Genomic DNA, 16345 nt, shown 5'->3' on the forward strand with positions numbered 1-16345 from the left:
AGCTATAATAAACCTATTAACTTCCGTCAGATAACCGCATATTTTACCGGGAGTGATGTAAGCAGCACAGAAAGGGGAGCATCAATGGATTTGGATAGAGGCGGCATACTGAAAATATTTTTCAGCTATGCGGAAGGTACCGGAAAAACAGTGCAGATGCTGCGGGATGCAGGGAAAAGAAAAGAAGAGGGCTGCGATGTGGTGATTGGCTGTATTCCCCTGGAATGGGAACTGCGGGAGGAAATGGAAAGGCTTGCACCTGTTTTCCATAATTACCAGGGGAAGCTGTCTCCTGAGTTTGATATAGACAGTGCGATCAGAAGAAAGCCGCAGCTTTTAGTCATTGACAGGCTTGCCCATGGCAATGTGCCCGGCTCCAGGCACAGAAAGCGTTATCAGGATATAGAAGAACTACTTTGGGCAGGGATAGATGTATATACAACCCTGAATGTACAGCAGATCGAGAGCCTTTCGGATGTGATATCCTCTCTGACTGGCAGGCCCGCAGGGGAGCGGGTTCCGGATAAAGTGTTTGACCAGGCCGACCGGGTGGAATTCGTGGATGCGGAGCCGGAAAAAGTGCGGGAACGTCTTGGAAATAATGTGGCTGACTCGGGCGTTCTCACTGCCCTGCGGGAGATGGCACTTAGAAGAATGGCGGACCGGATCAATAAGATCGCCGAGAAAGGGGAGGCGGTACGGGAAACCTCTTATCCGGGAGAACATATCCTTACAGGAATATCGCCATCCCCCTCCAACGGCAGGGTGATCAGAACGGCTGCACGTATGGCAGATGCCTTTCACGGTGCTTTTACGGCCCTGTATGTACAGACATCCCACGATAAAAATCTGCCGGATGATGATAAGAAGATTTTGAGGGAAAATATGGAGCTGGCTGAAAAACTGGGGGCCAGGGTCATTACCATGTATGGGGATGATGTGGTTCAGCAGATCGCGGAATATGCCAGAATGGCCGGGGTGTCAAAAATCGTACTGGGCCGGACAAAATGGATGGGAGGTCTTTCATTTTCCAGAGTCAGCTTCGCCGACAGGCTTACAGCTCTGGGCTCTAATCCTGATATTTACATCATTCCCTCCATGGAGGGAAATACGGGGACAGCGGGATTCAGGATCAGGCACAGCAGCACAGGATTTACATTGAAAGACAGCCTGAAAACAGTGGGAGTGCTGATTGCCTCAACAGGCATCGGAAGCTGGATGTACAGCCATGGGATTTCAGAGGTCAATATTATCATGCTGTATATTTTGGGAGTGGTGTTCACTGCTATGTGGACAGAGAGTAAGGCGTATAGTCTGGTAAGTTCTTTTATCAGTGTATTTACCTTTAATTTTTTCTTCACGCTTCCCAGGTATTCCCTGAAAGCTTATGGGCCGGAATATCCCGTTACGTTTACTATTATGTTCCTTGTGGCATTCCTCATCTCCACCCTGACCACCAGGGTGAAGGAACAGGCACACCAGGCCGCGGAGAAGGCTTACCGCACGGAAATTCTGCTGGAAACCAGCCAGAAGCTGCAGAAAGCCAGGGATGTTTCACAGATCATCTCAGAGACTATGGTGCAGATGGAGAAAATGCTGGGCCGTATGGTCATTTTCTATATGCCGGATGAAGCGGGCAGTCTGGTGCCGCGGACGGATAACCGGGAGATGAGGGATGCAGAGCAGTATATCAATGAGAAAGAACTGGAAGTGGTATCCTGGGTATACCAGAACAATAAACATGCCGGTGCCACAACAGATACGCTGCCCGGGGCAAAATGCCTGTATCTGGCTGTCAGGGGCAGAAAAGAAGCGCTGGCAGTGGCAGGGATCGTTATGGGAGCCGAGGAACTCACTGCCTTTGAGAGAAGCCTGCTCCTTGCCATGCTGAATGAATGTGCTCTGGCACTTGAAAAGCAGAGGCTGGATGAGGAGAAAAAAGAGATGGAGATGAATGCCAGGCAGGAACGTCTGCGGGCAAATCTGCTTCGTGCCATATCCCATGACCTGCGCACGCCGCTGACAGGTATTTCCGGAAATGCCAGTGTGCTTCTCAACGGCGGTGCCCAGATGGAGGAAGCGCAGAGGCATAAAATTTATGGGGATATTTATGATGATGCCATCTGGCTGATCAATCTGGTAGAAAATCTGCTTTCGGTCACCAGAATTGAGAACGGCGCCATGAATCTGAAACGACAGACGGAACTTTTGGATGATGTGATCAACGAGGCCATGCACCATCTGGACAGAAAAAGCGGAGAACACAGGATCACTGTGAAGCAGGATAATGAATTTTTGATGGCAAAGATGGATACCAGACTGATCGTGCAGGTGTTTATTAACATGATTGATAATGCCATTAAATATACGCCGCCCGGGTCCAAGATCAAGGTCCACGTGTTTCAAAAGGATGGATTTGTGTGGACGGAAATCGCAGACAATGGAAAAGGTGTGGCGGATGAAGAGAAAGATAAACTGTTTCAGATGTTTTATACAGCGGAGAACCAGAAGGGGGACGGCAGGCGCGGGCTGGGCCTGGGACTTGCCCTCTGTAAATCTATTATAAATGCACACGGCGGAGAAATCGGGGTAAGGGATAACCGGCCCCGGGGAAGTGTTTTTTATTTCACATTGCCGGCAGAGGAGGTTGTGATACATGAATAAACCATTGATACTTATTGTGGAGGATGATAAAGCAGTCAGAAACCTGATGGCAACCACACTGGATATGCAGGAATACAGGTACCACATGGCGAAAAACGGGGCGCAGGCCCTGATGGAGGCTGTGTCTCAGAGGCCGGATGTCATCATACTGGATTTGGGGCTGCCGGATATGGATGGTGTGGATCTGATCAAAAAGGTGAGATCCTGGTCTAATGTGCCTATTATTGTAGTGAGTGCCAGAAGTGAGGATGCGGATAAGGTAAACGCCCTGGACGCGGGGGCAGATGATTATCTGACAAAGCCATTCAGTGTGGAGGAACTGCTGGCAAGGCTGCGGGCAAGTCTCCGCAGGGCCATGTATCAGAGCAGCGGGGGTGTGGAGGATAACGCTGTTTTTGAGAATGGGGATTTGAAGATTGATTATGCTTCGGGATGTGCATTTATCAGGGATGAGGAGATCCATTTGACGCCTATTGAGTATAAGCTGCTGTGTCTTTTGGCTAAGAATGTGGGAAGGGTGCTGACACATAATTTTATACTGAATGAGGTGTGGGGGAATGTGATGCAGAGTGATGTGCCTTCCCTGCGGGTGTTTATGGCGACGCTTAGGAAGAAGATTGAGGAGGAGCCTTCGGAGCCTCGGTATATTCAGACGCATATTGGGATTGGGTATCGGATGATTAAGAGGGAGTAGTGTTCATTAAAAACACCGTGGCCGGCAGTCTTCTCCCGGTACTGCGGCTTCAGGCTTTAAGGAAGTCTAAATGCGAAACAGCCAAAGATTGACAGAACCGCGGCGAATCGATGTAAAATCCGATGATTTTACATCTCAGCACCGCTTAAAATTGGGTTTTGTGAACCCAATTTTATCTGCCAATCTTTGGCTGTTTCGCATTAAGACTTCCTAAAAGCCCTGCGCAACGCAGTACCGGGAGAAGACTGCCGGCCACGGTGTTTTTAATGGGATTCAGGTGTTGGTGGGGAAGTGAGGGCGTGGCGCTGGAGGGTCAGGGGAAGTGAGGGCGTGGCGCTGGAGGGTCAGGGGAAGTGAGGGCGTGGCGCTGGAGGGTCAGGGGAAGTGAGGGCGTGGCGCTGGAGGGTCAGGGGAAGTGAGGGCGTGGCGCTGGAGGGTCAGGGGAAGTGAGGGCGTGGCGCTGGAGGGTCAGGGGAAGTGAGGGCGTGGCGCTGGAGGGTCAGGGGAAGTGAGGGCGTGGCGCTGGAGGGTCAGGGGAAGTGAGGGCGTGGCGCTGGAGGGTCAGGGGAAGTGAGGGCGTGGCGCTGGAGGGTCAGGGGAAGTGAGGGCGTGGCGCTGGAGGGTCAGGGGAAGTGAGGGCGTGGCGCTGGAGGGTCAGGGGAAGTGAGAGGGCGTGGCGCTGGAGGGTCAGGGGAAGTGAGGGCGTGGCGCTGGAGGGTCAGGGGAAGTGAGGGCGTGGGATGTTGGAGGGGCGAGGAAGGAGGAGAGAAAAAGAAGCCGCGGGGCGGCTTCAGAATTGGGAGTAGAGGAAGGGGGGAGCGGTGGAGAGGTTGGCGGTCATGAAGTAGAGGTAGAGGAGCATAAGGAGGGCGTAGAAGGAGAGGACTTGGAGGAGGAAGCGGGTTTTGGGACTATTTTTAAGGCTCTTTATAAAAGTTGTAAAGGCTTTCATTGATCAGTACCCATCCTTTCCGTCCGATGTGGACTTGGTCTTCAAAGAAGTATTTGGTGTATTCGTCGGCTGAGAAATCGGCAAGCTGGGCGTTGTAGGTTTCGGCCAGGCTTTGGATGTTGGAGTAGTAGGTTTCTCTGGCGGTCTGGGGGAAGCCGGTGTAGTCGTAGTAGTAGCCGTTTACAGGGAGGACTACAAGTAATGGCTTGATGTCCATGTCACGGCAGACATTCAGGAAACAGCGGAGGTCGTCGTACTCCGGGGAGGAACCGTAGCCGTGGATGGCTTTTTTGTTGCAGTCTTTCTTTTTGGAAAGGCGCGGTTTTAGTTTTTTGTAGTTTTTGTCATCTATGTAGAATTGGTTCTCCTGATAGCGGGCACCGTCTTCTTCGGCTTTGGAAAGCCATTTGGTCCAGTTGATGGAAAGATTGCCGGCGGGTGGGCCTGGCTTTTTGGCGGTTAGGTCAAAGAGAAGGGGAACCGTTATTTTTTCTTTCTCGTTCAGGAAGCTCTGCCAGGCGTTGGCTATGAGTGTGTCCTGGCTTGTTGCAGTCTTGGTGTTCCATACACGTTCGTAGGTGGTCAGACGGTTCTGGGTTTTGGGGTCGTCTTTCAGAAGGGTGTGGGTGCGGTCTATGATGTATTGTTTTGTCTCTTTTGAAAGGGCCTCATTTTGCAGCATACCCATGTAGTCATTTTCTGAGAAACGGGATGCAAAGGCCTGGGGCAGGACACCGGGTTTTCTGAACCATTGTGGGGACAGGAACAGAACGGCTTTTTTCTGCCCCTCCCCTAAAGCGCTGAGGGCAATGGCATGGCTCAGGGACTGGTAATAGCCCGCACCTATGAGCATGGGCTGAAAGTCACTGTCAGCGAACATGGATGAGGGGTGGTAGGGGGTGTCCTGTCCATGCATGAACTCGGAGGAACCGAATACCAGAAGGCTGTGGGAGTTCAGGTTTTGTTTTATGGTTTCACGGGATCGTGTTTTGGTCTCATTGGCCCATGTGGAAAATGTATGGGAGTCCGGGATCTTCTTGTCACGGACAGTCAGATGAATGCCTGCCGCAGTGACAAGGAATAGTACGAAAGCCGTGAAAAATGCAGTCAGTCTTTTCATGTTTCTTGCGCCTGCCTTTCCTGGGTCAGCATTTGGATTTCACGAGAGCCAGAATTTTTTCCGGGGTATCCATCTCCTCTCTGGTGACTTCTGAGGGGGCGATGACAACGCTGCATTCCTCCTCAAGGCCGGCTAGGAGTTCGGCAAATCCCAGAGAGTCCAGAAGACCGGATTGGAAAAGTTCGGTTTTTAGGTCTTCTTTTACAATGTCATCCTCACAGATTTCTGCTAATAAATCTAAAATTTTTTCTTCCATTTTTCATTTCTCCTTTTTTAAGTATAATTGATGGCCACCGGGCAGCGTGTTTGCTGCGCATAGGTGCCGCTGCCGGATATCAGGCGGTTAAGAGCTCCAGGAATTTTCCGGAGAAGATAAAGAAGCCGAATATCACCAGGTTTATGGTAAGCAGCCAGGAGACTGCTTTGTATAGTTTTTGGTTTTTGTATTTTTTGTAGAAGCCTGATTTTTTCTGGTAGATCTCTGTTGCTGACAGCAGGATGCCGTGGTAGAGGCCGTAGAGGATGTAGGAGGGAGTGACGCCGTGCCATAATCCCATGACCCCCATATTGACAATAAATCCGGCGCAGGCTCTGTTCAGGCGGGTTGAGAACCATTTCTTCTTTGAGCATTTCATAATGAAGCGGGTGAAGAGGAAATCACGGAACCAGTGGGACAGGGTTATGTGCCAGCGGTCCCAGAATTCTTTTATATCCAGGCTTTTGAAAGGCGCCCGGAAGTTGTCAGGCAGTCTTACGCCCAGAATGTAAGCGGTTCCTACTGCCATAAGGGAATATCCTGCAAAATCAAAGAACAGGTAGAAACCGTACAGCCAGGCATACCCTGCGGCAAAATACCATGGGGCGCCGCGCTGCCCCATGGACTGTTCACATATGGTGAGCAGTGTGTAGAGCTGAGTGCCCAGCGCCAGTTTGTAGACCAGGCCCAGCAGAAGTTTAAAAATGCCTTCCCCCAGCATTTCCAGGTATTCCGCCCTTGGTATGGTGCGCTCCCAGTCATCGTGAAAACGCCGGCTCCGGTCAATGGGTCCGGAGCTGATGGAGGGAAAGAAAAGAAGGAATCCTGAAAATTCCAGGAGGGGAACCTCCTCAATGATTCCGTCATATATCTCTATGACCATCTGAATACTGCGGAAACTCATATAGGAAATGCCCGTGAATCCGAAAATGTTCATGTGAAACAGGGGCGATAGTTTACATAATATAAGCGGCAGCAGCATGGCTGCCAGAAACAGATAATACTGTTTTTCATTCCTGCCGTTTTTTCTGCGGACAGCCGCATAGACGCGTACCACCAGGTAAGACCATGCGTAAAACAAAAGCAGGTAGAGGAACTGTCTGGGACTGTGGCCGAAAACCAGGACGATAAACACAAGGGAGACGGCCAGGGTGTAGTGGCCCATCTTTTTTTCCATGATGCCCAGAATGACGGCGGGGATCAGGAAGAGAAAAAGGCAGACAAAGAAGGAGAGCCCTTCATAAAAACTCAAAGAACCAGGTCTCCCAGCGCTTTTCTGTCAACTTTTCCGTTTCCGGTCATGGGAAGACAGTCCATGAATACGAGTTTCTTAGGTATCATGTATTCCGGAAGGAATGTGCGCAGTCCCTCTTTTAAAGTTTCTGCGTAATTGCGCTCCGGCGCCGTCATGCCGGGGCAGACCAGATAGGCACTGATGCTTTTGACACGCCCGTCCCTCGTGTTTGGGAGTACAGCGGCTTTTTCTATCTGGGGGAGGCGGAGAAGATTATTTTCAATATCCTCCAGCTCAATTCTGTATCCGTGCAGCTTGATCTGCAGGTCTATGCGTCCGCAGTAATAGAGCATTCCGTCTTTCAGATACCCTTTGTCACCTGTGCGGTATGCCGGCATGATGATGCCCTTATTGGTATACGGGAAGAAGCGGCTCTTGGTCTGTGTGGGATTCTGATAGTAGCCGGGGCTCACCGTATCGCCTATGATCATTATTTCCCCTTTTTCCCTTTCCGGGAGTACACTGCCGTCCGGACCGCAGACCTGCAGCAGGGTCCCAGGTTTTGCCCTGCCCACAGGGAGAGGAGATGGACTGGCTGCCAGTTCCGGGGTTATCTCCACCTGGGTGACCGCCACGGTAGATTCGGTGGGGCCGTATGTATTCATGACTTTTGCAGCAGGAAAGCGTTCCAGGAGCTTTCGGGCTGTCCGGTTCGTAAGGGTTTCCCCGCAGAACAAAAACAGACCAAGGTCGGGCAGGCTGGCCTGGGCAAAAGCAGGGTCTGACAGGCACACATCCGCAAAGGACGGAGTGGAAACCATAATGGAGGCCCCGGAGCGTTTCAGGGAATCCAGCAGTCTCTGGTAATCCTTCTGTACATCTTTTGTCAGACACCAAAGCGTTCCGCCCACTGCCAGACAGGTGTACAGATCCATAACAGACAAATCAAAGGAGAAGGGAGCCTGATTCAGAAACACCTTTCCCTTTTTGGCATTGGTCGGAGTTCCAAGGGTGATGGACCAGTCCAGAAAATTACTTAAATTGGTTTCCGTGATGGTAACTCCTTTTGGGGTACCGGTGCTTCCGGAAGTAAATATTATATAGAAAATATCATCCCCGGAAACCGGCTTTAGTCTGCTGTTTTCCAGGCAGCCATTCATACAGGACAAATCTGTATGCACGATAATATCAATGTCCTCCAGGGAAAGGGGGCGTTTATCCCTGCATTCAGCCCGTAGGGGGGAGAGGGATAAAAAGACAGGTGAATCAAGGGCGTCCAGGATCATTTCCGCACGGGAATCCGGCACGGAGGTGTCAATGGGGCAGTAGGCCCGGCCCGATCTCACACATGCCAGGAAGGATACAAGCATCAGGGGATGTTTGTGCCCGTACACTGCGATGGGAGAACGGTTCTGACCGCATAGCTGCTCAAGATGGCAGGCCAGGCGGGAAGAATATAACTCCAGCTCCCCGTAAGTAACAGACAAGCCGTCACAGCAGATGGCTGTTCTTTCCGGGCAAATGGAGGCATACTCAGATATTTGGTTCAATATATTCATAAAAATCACCTCAGTTTCGACATTTTTCTTACCTTTTCATTACATCATAAAATTTAAAAGAAATTGCAGGCTCAATTTAAAAGAAATTCTAAAGAAAACCTTTCGATTCATTAAGAATCAAAAGACTGTCTATAGCTGCGCAGTGACAAAAATTCTACATCCAATGTATTTTTTATGAATAATTATGCCGCGGTACTTGCGTAAAGCAGGCAAAACGAATATAATTCACAGTAGAATAAAACGGACAAGGAGAACATATATGAATAAGAATTTTGATGTTATCGCACTGGGCGAGCTTTTGATCGACTTTACGGAGAACGGTGTGAGCGGACAGGGAAATCCCATCTTCGAGGCAAATCCGGGCGGGGCGCCGTGTAATGTGCTGGCTATGCTGAATAACCTTGGAAAAACCACATCTTTTCTGGGAGTTGTGGGAAAGGACCAGTTCGGCACATCTCTGAGAAGTACACTGAACAGCCTGGGTATTGACACCAGCCATCTGTATGAAAACCAGGAAGTCCACACAACACTGGCATTTGTCCATACGTTTGAGGACGGGGACAGGGACTTTGCGTTTTACAGAAATCCCGGTGCGGATATGATGCTGAATATTGAGCAGATAGATGAAGCGTACATAAAATCAGCCAGGGCATTCCACTTCGGAACACTGTCCATGACCCATGAAGGGGTGCGCAAAGCCACTGCCAAAGCCATTGATGTTGCAAAAGAAGCCGGGCTTCTCATCTCTTTTGACCCCAACCTGCGTCCTCCTCTGTGGAGCAGCATGGAGCTTGCAAAAGAACAGATCGCCTACGGCCTCTCAAAATGTGATCTGCTGAAAATCTCAGAGGAAGAGCTGGAATTCATGACCGGGACCAAGGATGTGAAAGAAGGCGCGCGTATACTGCTTGCTCAGTATCCCAATCTGAAGCTGATGAATGTAACAATGGGAAAAGAGGGCAGCACTGCGTTCCATGAGGGCAGAGAAGTATTCCATGCGCCGTTTTTACAGGAGAATACAATTGAGACGACAGGGGCAGGCGATACCTTCGGCGCATGTGCGCTGAATTATGTGCTGGAGCACGGAATAGAAGGCCTTACAGAGAAACAGCTCTATGAAATGCTGGAATTCTCCAATGGTGCATCCTCTCTTATCACTACAAAGAAGGGCGCCCTCCGCGTTATGCCTAAAAAAGAAGAGGTATTGGCGTTTATCGCTGGAAAATAGAGTAAAATTGTCGAAATATTGTTGTGAATCTTTAATATAATACAGCATTGACAGTAATCGGAAATTGTGATAAATTATAGACATAACAAAATAATAGTTTTGATTTCTGACGGATTACAATGTGGAGCACCACAGTGAAGTCAAAATGTAAGTGAGAGCCGACCGTCTGGGCAACGTTTGTAATTGTGTAATTGACAAATGTTGCCCTTTTTTTTCAAAGAGGTTCATACACAGACCGTGGTGGCATGCACGCAGAAGACAAAGCTATTGCTATGAAAAGGAGGGTATTAACATGGGATTCAAATCAGACATCGAAATCGCACAGGAGTGCACAATGGAGCAAATTACAAAGATTGCAGAAAAAGCAGGTATTGATGACAAATATCTGGAGCAGTACGGTAAGTACAAAGCTAAAATTGACTACAATCTGTTAAAAGAATCTGATAAACCGAACGGAAAACTGGTTCTGGTTACAGCTATCAACCCGACACCTGCCGGTGAAGGAAAGACCACAACAACAGTAGGTCTGGCTGACGGCCTTCAGAAATTAGGAAAAAATGTAATGGTAGCGCTCCGTGAACCATCCCTGGGACCGGTATTCGGTGTAAAAGGTGGTGCCGCAGGCGGCGGATATGCACAGGTAGTTCCAATGGAAGATATCAACCTGCATTTCACAGGTGATTTCCATGCGATCGGTGCAGCCAACAATCTGCTGGCAGCAATGCTGGATAATCACATTTATCAGGGCAACGACCTGAACATTGACCCAAGAAAGATTACCTGGAGAAGATGCGTGGACATGAATGACCGCCAGCTTCGTTTTGTAGTTGATGGACTTGGCGGAAAGACTAACGGCTGTCCGAGGGAAGACGGATACGATATCACAGTTGCTTCCGAGATCATGGCTGTTCTGTGTCTGGCAAAAGACATTACAGACCTGAAGGAGAGACTGGGAAGAATCATCGTTGGTTATACATATGGCAAGGTTTCCGAGCAGAAACCAGTTACAGCCCATGACTTACATGCAGAAGGGGCTATGTGTGCACTGCTGAAAGATGCCCTGAAACCAAACCTGGTTCAGACTCTGGAGCATGTACCTGCAATCGTTCACGGCGGACCATTCGCTAATATCGCTCATGGATGTAACTCTGTGATCGCTACCAAGATGGCACTGAAATTAGGTGACTATGCTATCACAGAAGCCGGATTCGGCGCTGACTTAGGTGCAGAGAAATTCCTGGATATCAAGTGCCGTATGGCTGGCCTGACACCGAGCGCAGTTGTTATCGTAGCGACTGTACGTGCCCTGAAATACAACGGCGGCGTACCGAAAGCAGACTTAAATAACGAGAATCTGGAAGCTCTGGAGAAAGGTCTCCCGAACTTACTGAAACACGTAAGCAATATCACAAACGTTTACAAACTTCCGTGTGTTGTTGCGATCAACGCATTCCCCACAGATACCAAGGCAGAGCTTGACCTGGTAGAATCAAAATGTAAAGAACTGGGCGTAAATGTTGCACTTTCCGAAGTTTGGGCAAAAGGCGGCGAAGGCGGCGTTGCACTGGCTAAAGAAGTGGTACGTCTTGTGGAAGAGAAGAATGACTTTACATTCTCCTATGAGCTGGAAGGAAGCATTGAGGACAAATTAAACCAGATCGTTCAGAAGATTTACGGCGGCAAAAAAGCGGTTCTGACAGCAAATGCTCAGAAACAGGCTGCTCAGCTGGAAGCTCTTGGATATGGAAACTGCCCGATCTGTGTGGCTAAGACACAGTACAGCCTGACAGATGACCAGACAAAACTGGGCGCACCGAAAGACTTTGAAGTAACAGTTCGTAACCTGAAGATTTCCGCAGGTGCAGGCTTCATTGTTGCTCTTACCGGTGAGATCATGACCATGCCAGGTCTGCCGAAAGTTCCGGCTGCAGAGAGAATTGATGTTGATGAGACAGGAAAGATCTCCGGTCTGTTCTAATAAAATTCCATATTGAAAACTGAATAAAGATGAAATCAGGTACGGTTAAAGCCGTACCTGAATTTTGTATGCATACGTTAGCGTAAGAAGCGGGGGAAAATATATGTATTTTGATGAATTCAGTGCAGTCTGTAATGCGGCGAAAGGTAAGATAAACTTCATGGAGAACAATACCTTTGGTTTTATGGTATCCTCCATCACTGCAGGGCTTTTCATTGCCTTCGGAAGTTTTGTAACGTTTACTCTGGGAACACCATTGAACGCAGCGGGTTCCCCAATGCTGAAAGCAGTGCAGGCCTTTGCGTTTGCGGCAGCATTGAGCCTTGTTATTATGGCGGGTGCCGAGCTGTTTACAGGCAACAATATGGTTCTTGGAAGTGCATCCTTCAGTGGATGTGTACCCTGGGGCAAGACAGTCAAGGCATGGATCTTATGTTATATCGGAAACTTTATCGGTTCCCTGTTAGGTGTTGTTGGCTTCCAGCTTACCGGAGTACCAAAAGGAGATATAGGAGCTTATTTTGCACAGGTAGCTGCCACAAAGATGTCTCTGACACCCGTACAGCTTCTGGTAAGGGGAATCTTCTGTAATATTCTGGTATGTCTTGCCGTATGGTGCGCATTAAAGATGAAATCCGAGTCAGGAAAGCTGATCATGGTATTCTGGTGTATTTTCGTATTTATGATCTGCGGATTTGAGCATAGTATTGCCAATATGAGTATTCTGGCAGTTGGAATCTTAAACGCAGGGGATGCAGCAGTCAGTGTAGGAGGTTATTTCTATAATCTTTTATTTGTGACCATCGGTAATATGATAGGCGGTGTGTTCTTCGTGGCAGGTCCGTACCATGTTATGACCAAGACAAAAGCGCTAAATACATAATATAAAGGGAGCGGTCAGAATCTGTTTGGAAAAAGACAGATTTTGGCCGCCCCTTTTGCATATAATGGAGAGATACCGCAAAAAACCAGGAGCTGTTATGCAGGATCAGAAGCTGGAAAATCTTTTGAATCTGGCCCTGGATGCCACACCGCAGGAACGGGAAAAGTCCCTTGTACTGGATGTGGGGTTTGAGCCGGAAGAGAGAAGGTGGGATTTAATTGTAAAATATTCCGGAAGTCTACAGGGGGCGCTGAACCCGGAGATACAGGCTGTGGAGCTTTTGGGGGGATTTGCCATACTTTCGGTTCCGGAGAGCCAGATTGACAGTCTTTCGGAATATCCCCAGGTAGAATTTATTGAAATGCCCAAGCGGTTATTTTTCGCGGTGGAGCAGGGGCGCGCGGCTTCCTGCATTAATCCGGTGCAGAGCGGGTTTTCACCACTGGGACAGCCGCTTTTTGGGGCAGGTGTTCTTGTGGGCTGTGTGGATTCGGGGGTGGATTATGCCCATCCGGATTTCCGCAATGCAGACGGGAGCAGCCGCATCCTGAGACTGTGGGACCAGACTGTGCCCGGGAATCCCCCAGCTGGTTATGTCATTGGAACAGAGTATACAAAGGAGCAGATTGATGAGGCGCTTCAGAAACCGACGGCGGCGGAGCGGTATGCAGCGGTCCCAAGCCGTGATCTGAGCGGGCATGGCACAGGTGTTCTGGGAATCGCCGCAGGAAACGGCAGGGCTTCCGGGGGGCTTCACAGAGGTGTGGCCTCCGAGAGCCAGATCATAGCGGTGAAATTGGGGACGCCGCAGATGGAGGGATTTCCAAGGACCACGGAATTGATGCAGGGGATTGACTACTGCATCCGCCAGTCCATCGCCATGGGAATGCCGCTTGCCCTGAATCTGAGCTTTGGCAATAATTATGGTTCCCACAGCGGGGAATCTCTCATAGAGGCATATCTGGACAACGCCTCCAATCTTGGGCGGACAGTTATATGCGTGGGAACGGGGAATGAAGGAAACAAGGCAGTGCACACCTCAGGGACCCTCCGGCAGGGGGAAAGCCAGGCGGCGTCGTTTCAGATCGGCGCTTATGAGACTGGGATGAATATACAGATCTGGAAGCAGTATGTGGACCAGATGGATATTTCCCTTCAGCATCCTAACGGTCAGGTGGCCGGGCCGTTTCAGGAAATACTGGGGCCTCAGCGCTTTAATCTGGGAACCACCCAGATTTTGATCTATTATGGGAAACCTAGTCCGTTCAGTCTGTCCCAGGAGATTTTCATTGACTTTATCCCCCAGAATACTTACATTGACAGCGGCGTGTGGAAAATCAACCTGATACCGGGGAGGATTGTGGACGGCAGATACAATTTGTGGATGCCGGGAGGCGCGGCATTGAATGAAGGTACGCGTTTCCTGTTTCCCGTGCCGGAGATAACGCTTACCATCCCCTCCACAGCCGCAAGGGTGATCTCGGTTGGGGCATATAATTCCAGATACCAGGCTTACGCTGATTTTTCAGGGCGGGGTTTTACCAGGATCACCAATATGGTAAAACCTGATATCGCTGCCCCGGGTGTGGATATTACAACAGCAGCGCCAAACGGGGGGTATACCTCCAGAACCGGCACCTCATTTGCGGCGCCTTTTGTCACCGGTTCGGCGGCTCTGCTGATGGAATGGGGGATCGTCAGAGGAAATGATCCGTTTCTTTACGGGGAAAAAGTGAAGGCATATCTGCGAAGGGGGGCACGCCATCTCCTGGGAGGGCCTTATCCCAATAACCAGACGGGGTATGGAGCCTTATGTCTCAGGGATAGTTTCCCTGTGTGAAAGTTTATAAAACAGGACATTGCCAAAAGCAGTGTCCTGTTTTATACTGTGATTGTAACTACGGTCAGCGCAGTAAATGCGCAGATCTACGGAATAGTTGTCTGAGATTATACGAAAACCCAGAATAGACACGAGAAAGAAAAGGAGAGACAAAAAGAGATGAGAAATACACTGAAAAAACTGGTCAGCTATTATAAGCCCTATAAGGGTTTGTTTTTTTCTGACCTGTTTTTTGCGATTTTAGGAGCGGGGATCACGCTGGTGATTCCTCTGATTGTACGCTATATCACCAGCACAGTGGTGAACCAGCCTGTGCGGGAGGCCACAGAACTGATCATGAAGCTGGGGATCTTTATGGTTGCCCTTGTGCTGGTGGAGGCATTCTGTAACTATTATATTGCCTATTACGGTCATATTATGGGGGCAAGGATCGAGCGGGATATGCGCAACGAGATATTTGGGCATTACCAGAAGCTCTCTTTTGCATTTTATGATAACCAAAAGGTTGGACATCTTCTGTCCAGAATCACCTCTGATCTGTTTGACATCAGTGAGCTGCTGCACCATGGACCTGAGGATTTGGTGATCTCTATCATTAAATTTATCGGTGCGTTTATTATTCTGATGTTTATTAACACGAAACTGGCCTTGTCAGCCTTCCTGTTTGTGCCGTTCCTTCTTATCTATGCTTTTATTTATAACAGGAAGATGAAATCAGCATTCAGGGAAAACAGGGCGCGGATCGCGGATATCAATACCCAGATTGAGGACAGCCTTTCCGGTATCCGTGTGGTGAAATCTTTTGCCAACGAGAAGGAAGAGATGAAGAAATTCCAGAAAGGCAACGAGCGCTTTGTGGACTCCAAGAAACGTAGTTATAAATACATGGGAACCTATAACTCCGGCATGGGCGCATTCACTACCCTGATCACCATCACGGTGCTTCTGGTAGGTGCGTTTTTTATGACTAGAGGGAAAATGCCTGTGGAGGACCTGGTGACCGTGCTTTTGTATATCAATAACTTTACAGATCCTGTGAAAAAGCTGATCACCTTTACAGAGCAGTTCCAGAACGGATACAGCGGTTACTCCCGGTTCCTGGAGATCATGGCCATCGCGCCGGATATTAAGGACGTACCCCATGCAGTGGAACTGGGGGATGTGAAGGGAGAGATCGCATTCAGGGATGTCTCTTTCCACTATGAGGAGAGCCAGGAGGAAGTGCTCAGCCATGTGGATCTGACGGTAAAGGCAGGAGAATATGTGGCTCTTGTGGGAAGTTCCGGTGCGGGAAAAACAACCCTCTGCAGTCTGATCCCCAGGTTTTACGATGTGAGCGGCGGAAGTGTGTGTCTGGACGGCATGGATGTGAGAAACATTAAGCTGCAGAGTCTGAGAAATCATATTGGTATTGTACAGCAGGATGTATATCTGTTTGCGGGAACGGTCATGGAGAATATACGTTATGGAAAACCGGATGCAACGGACGAGGAGGTGCTTCGTGCAGCAAGGGCCGCCAATGCGCATGATTTTATTATGGGCCTGGAGGATGGCTATGACACGGATATCGGACAAAGAGGGGTCAAGCTTTCCGGAGGGCAGAAGCAGAGGCTTTCCATCGCCAGAGTATTCCTGAAGAATCCCCCGATCCTGATTTTTGATGAAGCCACATCCGCACTGGACAATGAGAGCGAAAAAATCGTACAGCAGTCATTGGAAAGCCTGGCAAAAGACAGGACAACCTTTGTCATTGCGCACAGATTGTCCACGATCCGTAAGGCAGAGAGGATACTCGTCCTGACTGACGATGGGATTGCAGAGGAGGGGACCCATGAGGAGCTGATGCAGAGAGAGGGTCTGTACAGCAGCCTCTATAAGCTGTCCTTTGTGTAAAAAAATAATTTTTTGATTTAATGTGTTAAAACGTTGATTTTGGC

The 16345-nt window shown here is 49.3% G+C and carries 12 protein-coding genes and 1 riboswitch; of the genes, 8 read left to right on the forward strand and 4 right to left on the reverse strand.

Annotated features, from left to right (window positions below):
- Window positions 1-84: 84 nt before the first annotated feature.
- From A4V09_RS23380 to A4V09_RS23390, 3 genes are all read left to right on the forward strand, one after another.
- A complete protein-coding gene (locus A4V09_RS23380; RefSeq protein ID WP_065544452.1) occupies window positions 85-2664 on the forward strand; it encodes an ATP-binding protein in 2580 nt (859 codons plus the stop codon).
- On the forward strand, window positions 2657-3358 hold the full coding sequence (locus A4V09_RS23385) for a response regulator (RefSeq protein WP_065544453.1): 702 nt from the start codon (window positions 2657-2659) through the stop codon (window positions 3356-3358). Before A4V09_RS23380 ends, A4V09_RS23385 begins: the two co-directional genes overlap by 8 nt.
- 727 nt (window positions 3359-4085) lie before the next feature.
- Window positions 4086-4313, forward strand: a complete 228-nt coding sequence (locus A4V09_RS23390; protein WP_065544454.1) for a hypothetical protein — start codon at window positions 4086-4088, stop codon at window positions 4311-4313.
- Here the strand turns inward: A4V09_RS23390 and dltD are convergent.
- The 4 genes from dltD to dltA all read right to left on the reverse strand — a co-directional run bounded on the left by dltD (window position 4276) and on the right by dltA (window position 8479).
- The gene (gene dltD / locus A4V09_RS23395; protein WP_065544455.1) at window positions 4276-5430 is read right to left on the reverse strand and encodes a D-alanyl-lipoteichoic acid biosynthesis protein DltD; all 1155 of its coding nucleotides are present in this window, start codon (window positions 5428-5430) and stop codon (window positions 4276-4278) included. The two genes, A4V09_RS23390 and dltD, sit on opposite strands and share 38 nt — an antisense overlap.
- Before the next feature lie 25 nt (window positions 5431-5455).
- Window positions 5456-5686 carry a D-alanine--poly(phosphoribitol) ligase subunit DltC gene (gene dltC, locus A4V09_RS23400; RefSeq protein WP_065544456.1) on the reverse strand — a complete coding sequence of 77 codons (231 nt, stop codon included), beginning with the start codon at window positions 5684-5686 and terminating at the stop codon, window positions 5456-5458.
- Window positions 5687-5765: 79 nt separating this feature from the next.
- The gene (gene dltB / locus A4V09_RS23405; RefSeq protein ID WP_065544457.1) at window positions 5766-6938 is read right to left on the reverse strand and encodes a D-alanyl-lipoteichoic acid biosynthesis protein DltB; all 1173 of its coding nucleotides are present in this window, start codon (window positions 6936-6938) and stop codon (window positions 5766-5768) included.
- On the reverse strand, window positions 6935-8479 hold the full coding sequence (dltA, locus tag A4V09_RS23410) for a D-alanine--poly(phosphoribitol) ligase subunit DltA (RefSeq protein ID WP_065544458.1): 1545 nt from the start codon (window positions 8477-8479) through the stop codon (window positions 6935-6937). Before dltA ends, dltB begins: the two co-directional genes overlap by 4 nt.
- 259 nt (window positions 8480-8738) lie before the next feature.
- Between dltA and A4V09_RS23415 the strand changes: the two genes are divergently transcribed.
- The 5 genes from A4V09_RS23415 to A4V09_RS23435 all read left to right on the forward strand — a co-directional run bounded on the left by A4V09_RS23415 (window position 8739) and on the right by A4V09_RS23435 (window position 16301).
- Window positions 8739-9707, forward strand: coding sequence for a carbohydrate kinase family protein (locus tag A4V09_RS23415; RefSeq protein ID WP_065544459.1), 969 nt, complete (start codon window positions 8739-8741; stop codon window positions 9705-9707).
- A gap of 92 nt (window positions 9708-9799) precedes the next feature.
- A riboswitch (ZMP/ZTP riboswitch) is annotated at window positions 9800-9886 on the forward strand.
- 113 nt (window positions 9887-9999) lie between these two features.
- Complete coding sequence (locus A4V09_RS23420; protein WP_065544460.1) at window positions 10000-11685, forward strand: formate--tetrahydrofolate ligase; 1686 nt, start codon at window positions 10000-10002, stop codon at window positions 11683-11685.
- A 103-nt stretch (window positions 11686-11788) separates the two neighbouring features.
- Window positions 11789-12568 carry a formate/nitrite transporter family protein gene (locus A4V09_RS23425; protein ID WP_065544461.1) on the forward strand — a complete coding sequence of 260 codons (780 nt, stop codon included), beginning with the start codon at window positions 11789-11791 and terminating at the stop codon, window positions 12566-12568.
- A gap of 97 nt (window positions 12569-12665) precedes the next feature.
- Window positions 12666-14408, forward strand: a complete 1743-nt coding sequence (locus tag A4V09_RS23430; RefSeq protein WP_065544462.1) for a S8 family peptidase — start codon at window positions 12666-12668, stop codon at window positions 14406-14408.
- Between the two features lie 159 nt (window positions 14409-14567).
- Window positions 14568-16301, forward strand: a complete 1734-nt coding sequence (locus A4V09_RS23435; RefSeq protein ID WP_065544463.1) for an ABC transporter ATP-binding protein — start codon at window positions 14568-14570, stop codon at window positions 16299-16301.
- Window positions 16302-16345: the final 44 nt, after the last annotated feature.

The organism is Blautia pseudococcoides (assembly GCF_001689125.2).
GTDB lineage: Bacteria > Bacillota > Clostridia > Lachnospirales > Lachnospiraceae > Blautia > Blautia pseudococcoides.

Bases quoted from the DNA above. Each gene is read 5' to 3' on its own strand.
- dltC (WP_065544456.1), bottom strand. From the start codon at position 5,686: ATGGAAGAAAAAATTTTAGATTTATTAGCAGAAATCTGTGAGGATGAC.
- A4V09_RS23435 (WP_065544463.1), top strand. From the start codon at position 14,568: ATGAGAAATACACTGAAAAAACTGGTCAGCTATTATAAGCCCTATAAG.
- A4V09_RS23430 (WP_065544462.1), top strand. From the start codon at position 12,666: ATGCAGGATCAGAAGCTGGAAAATCTTTTGAATCTGGCCCTGGATGCC.
- dltA (WP_065544458.1), bottom strand. From the start codon at position 8,479: ATGAATATATTGAACCAAATATCTGAGTATGCCTCCATTTGCCCGGAA.
- A4V09_RS23420 (WP_065544460.1), top strand. From the start codon at position 10,000: ATGGGATTCAAATCAGACATCGAAATCGCACAGGAGTGCACAATGGAG.
- A4V09_RS23415 (WP_065544459.1), top strand. From the start codon at position 8,739: ATGAATAAGAATTTTGATGTTATCGCACTGGGCGAGCTTTTGATCGAC.
- dltD (WP_065544455.1), bottom strand. From the start codon at position 5,430: ATGAAAAGACTGACTGCATTTTTCACGGCTTTCGTACTATTCCTTGTC.
- A4V09_RS23380 (WP_065544452.1), top strand. From the start codon at position 85: ATGGATTTGGATAGAGGCGGCATACTGAAAATATTTTTCAGCTATGCG.
- A4V09_RS23385 (WP_065544453.1), top strand. From the start codon at position 2,657: ATGAATAAACCATTGATACTTATTGTGGAGGATGATAAAGCAGTCAGA.
- A4V09_RS23425 (WP_065544461.1), top strand. From the start codon at position 11,789: ATGTATTTTGATGAATTCAGTGCAGTCTGTAATGCGGCGAAAGGTAAG.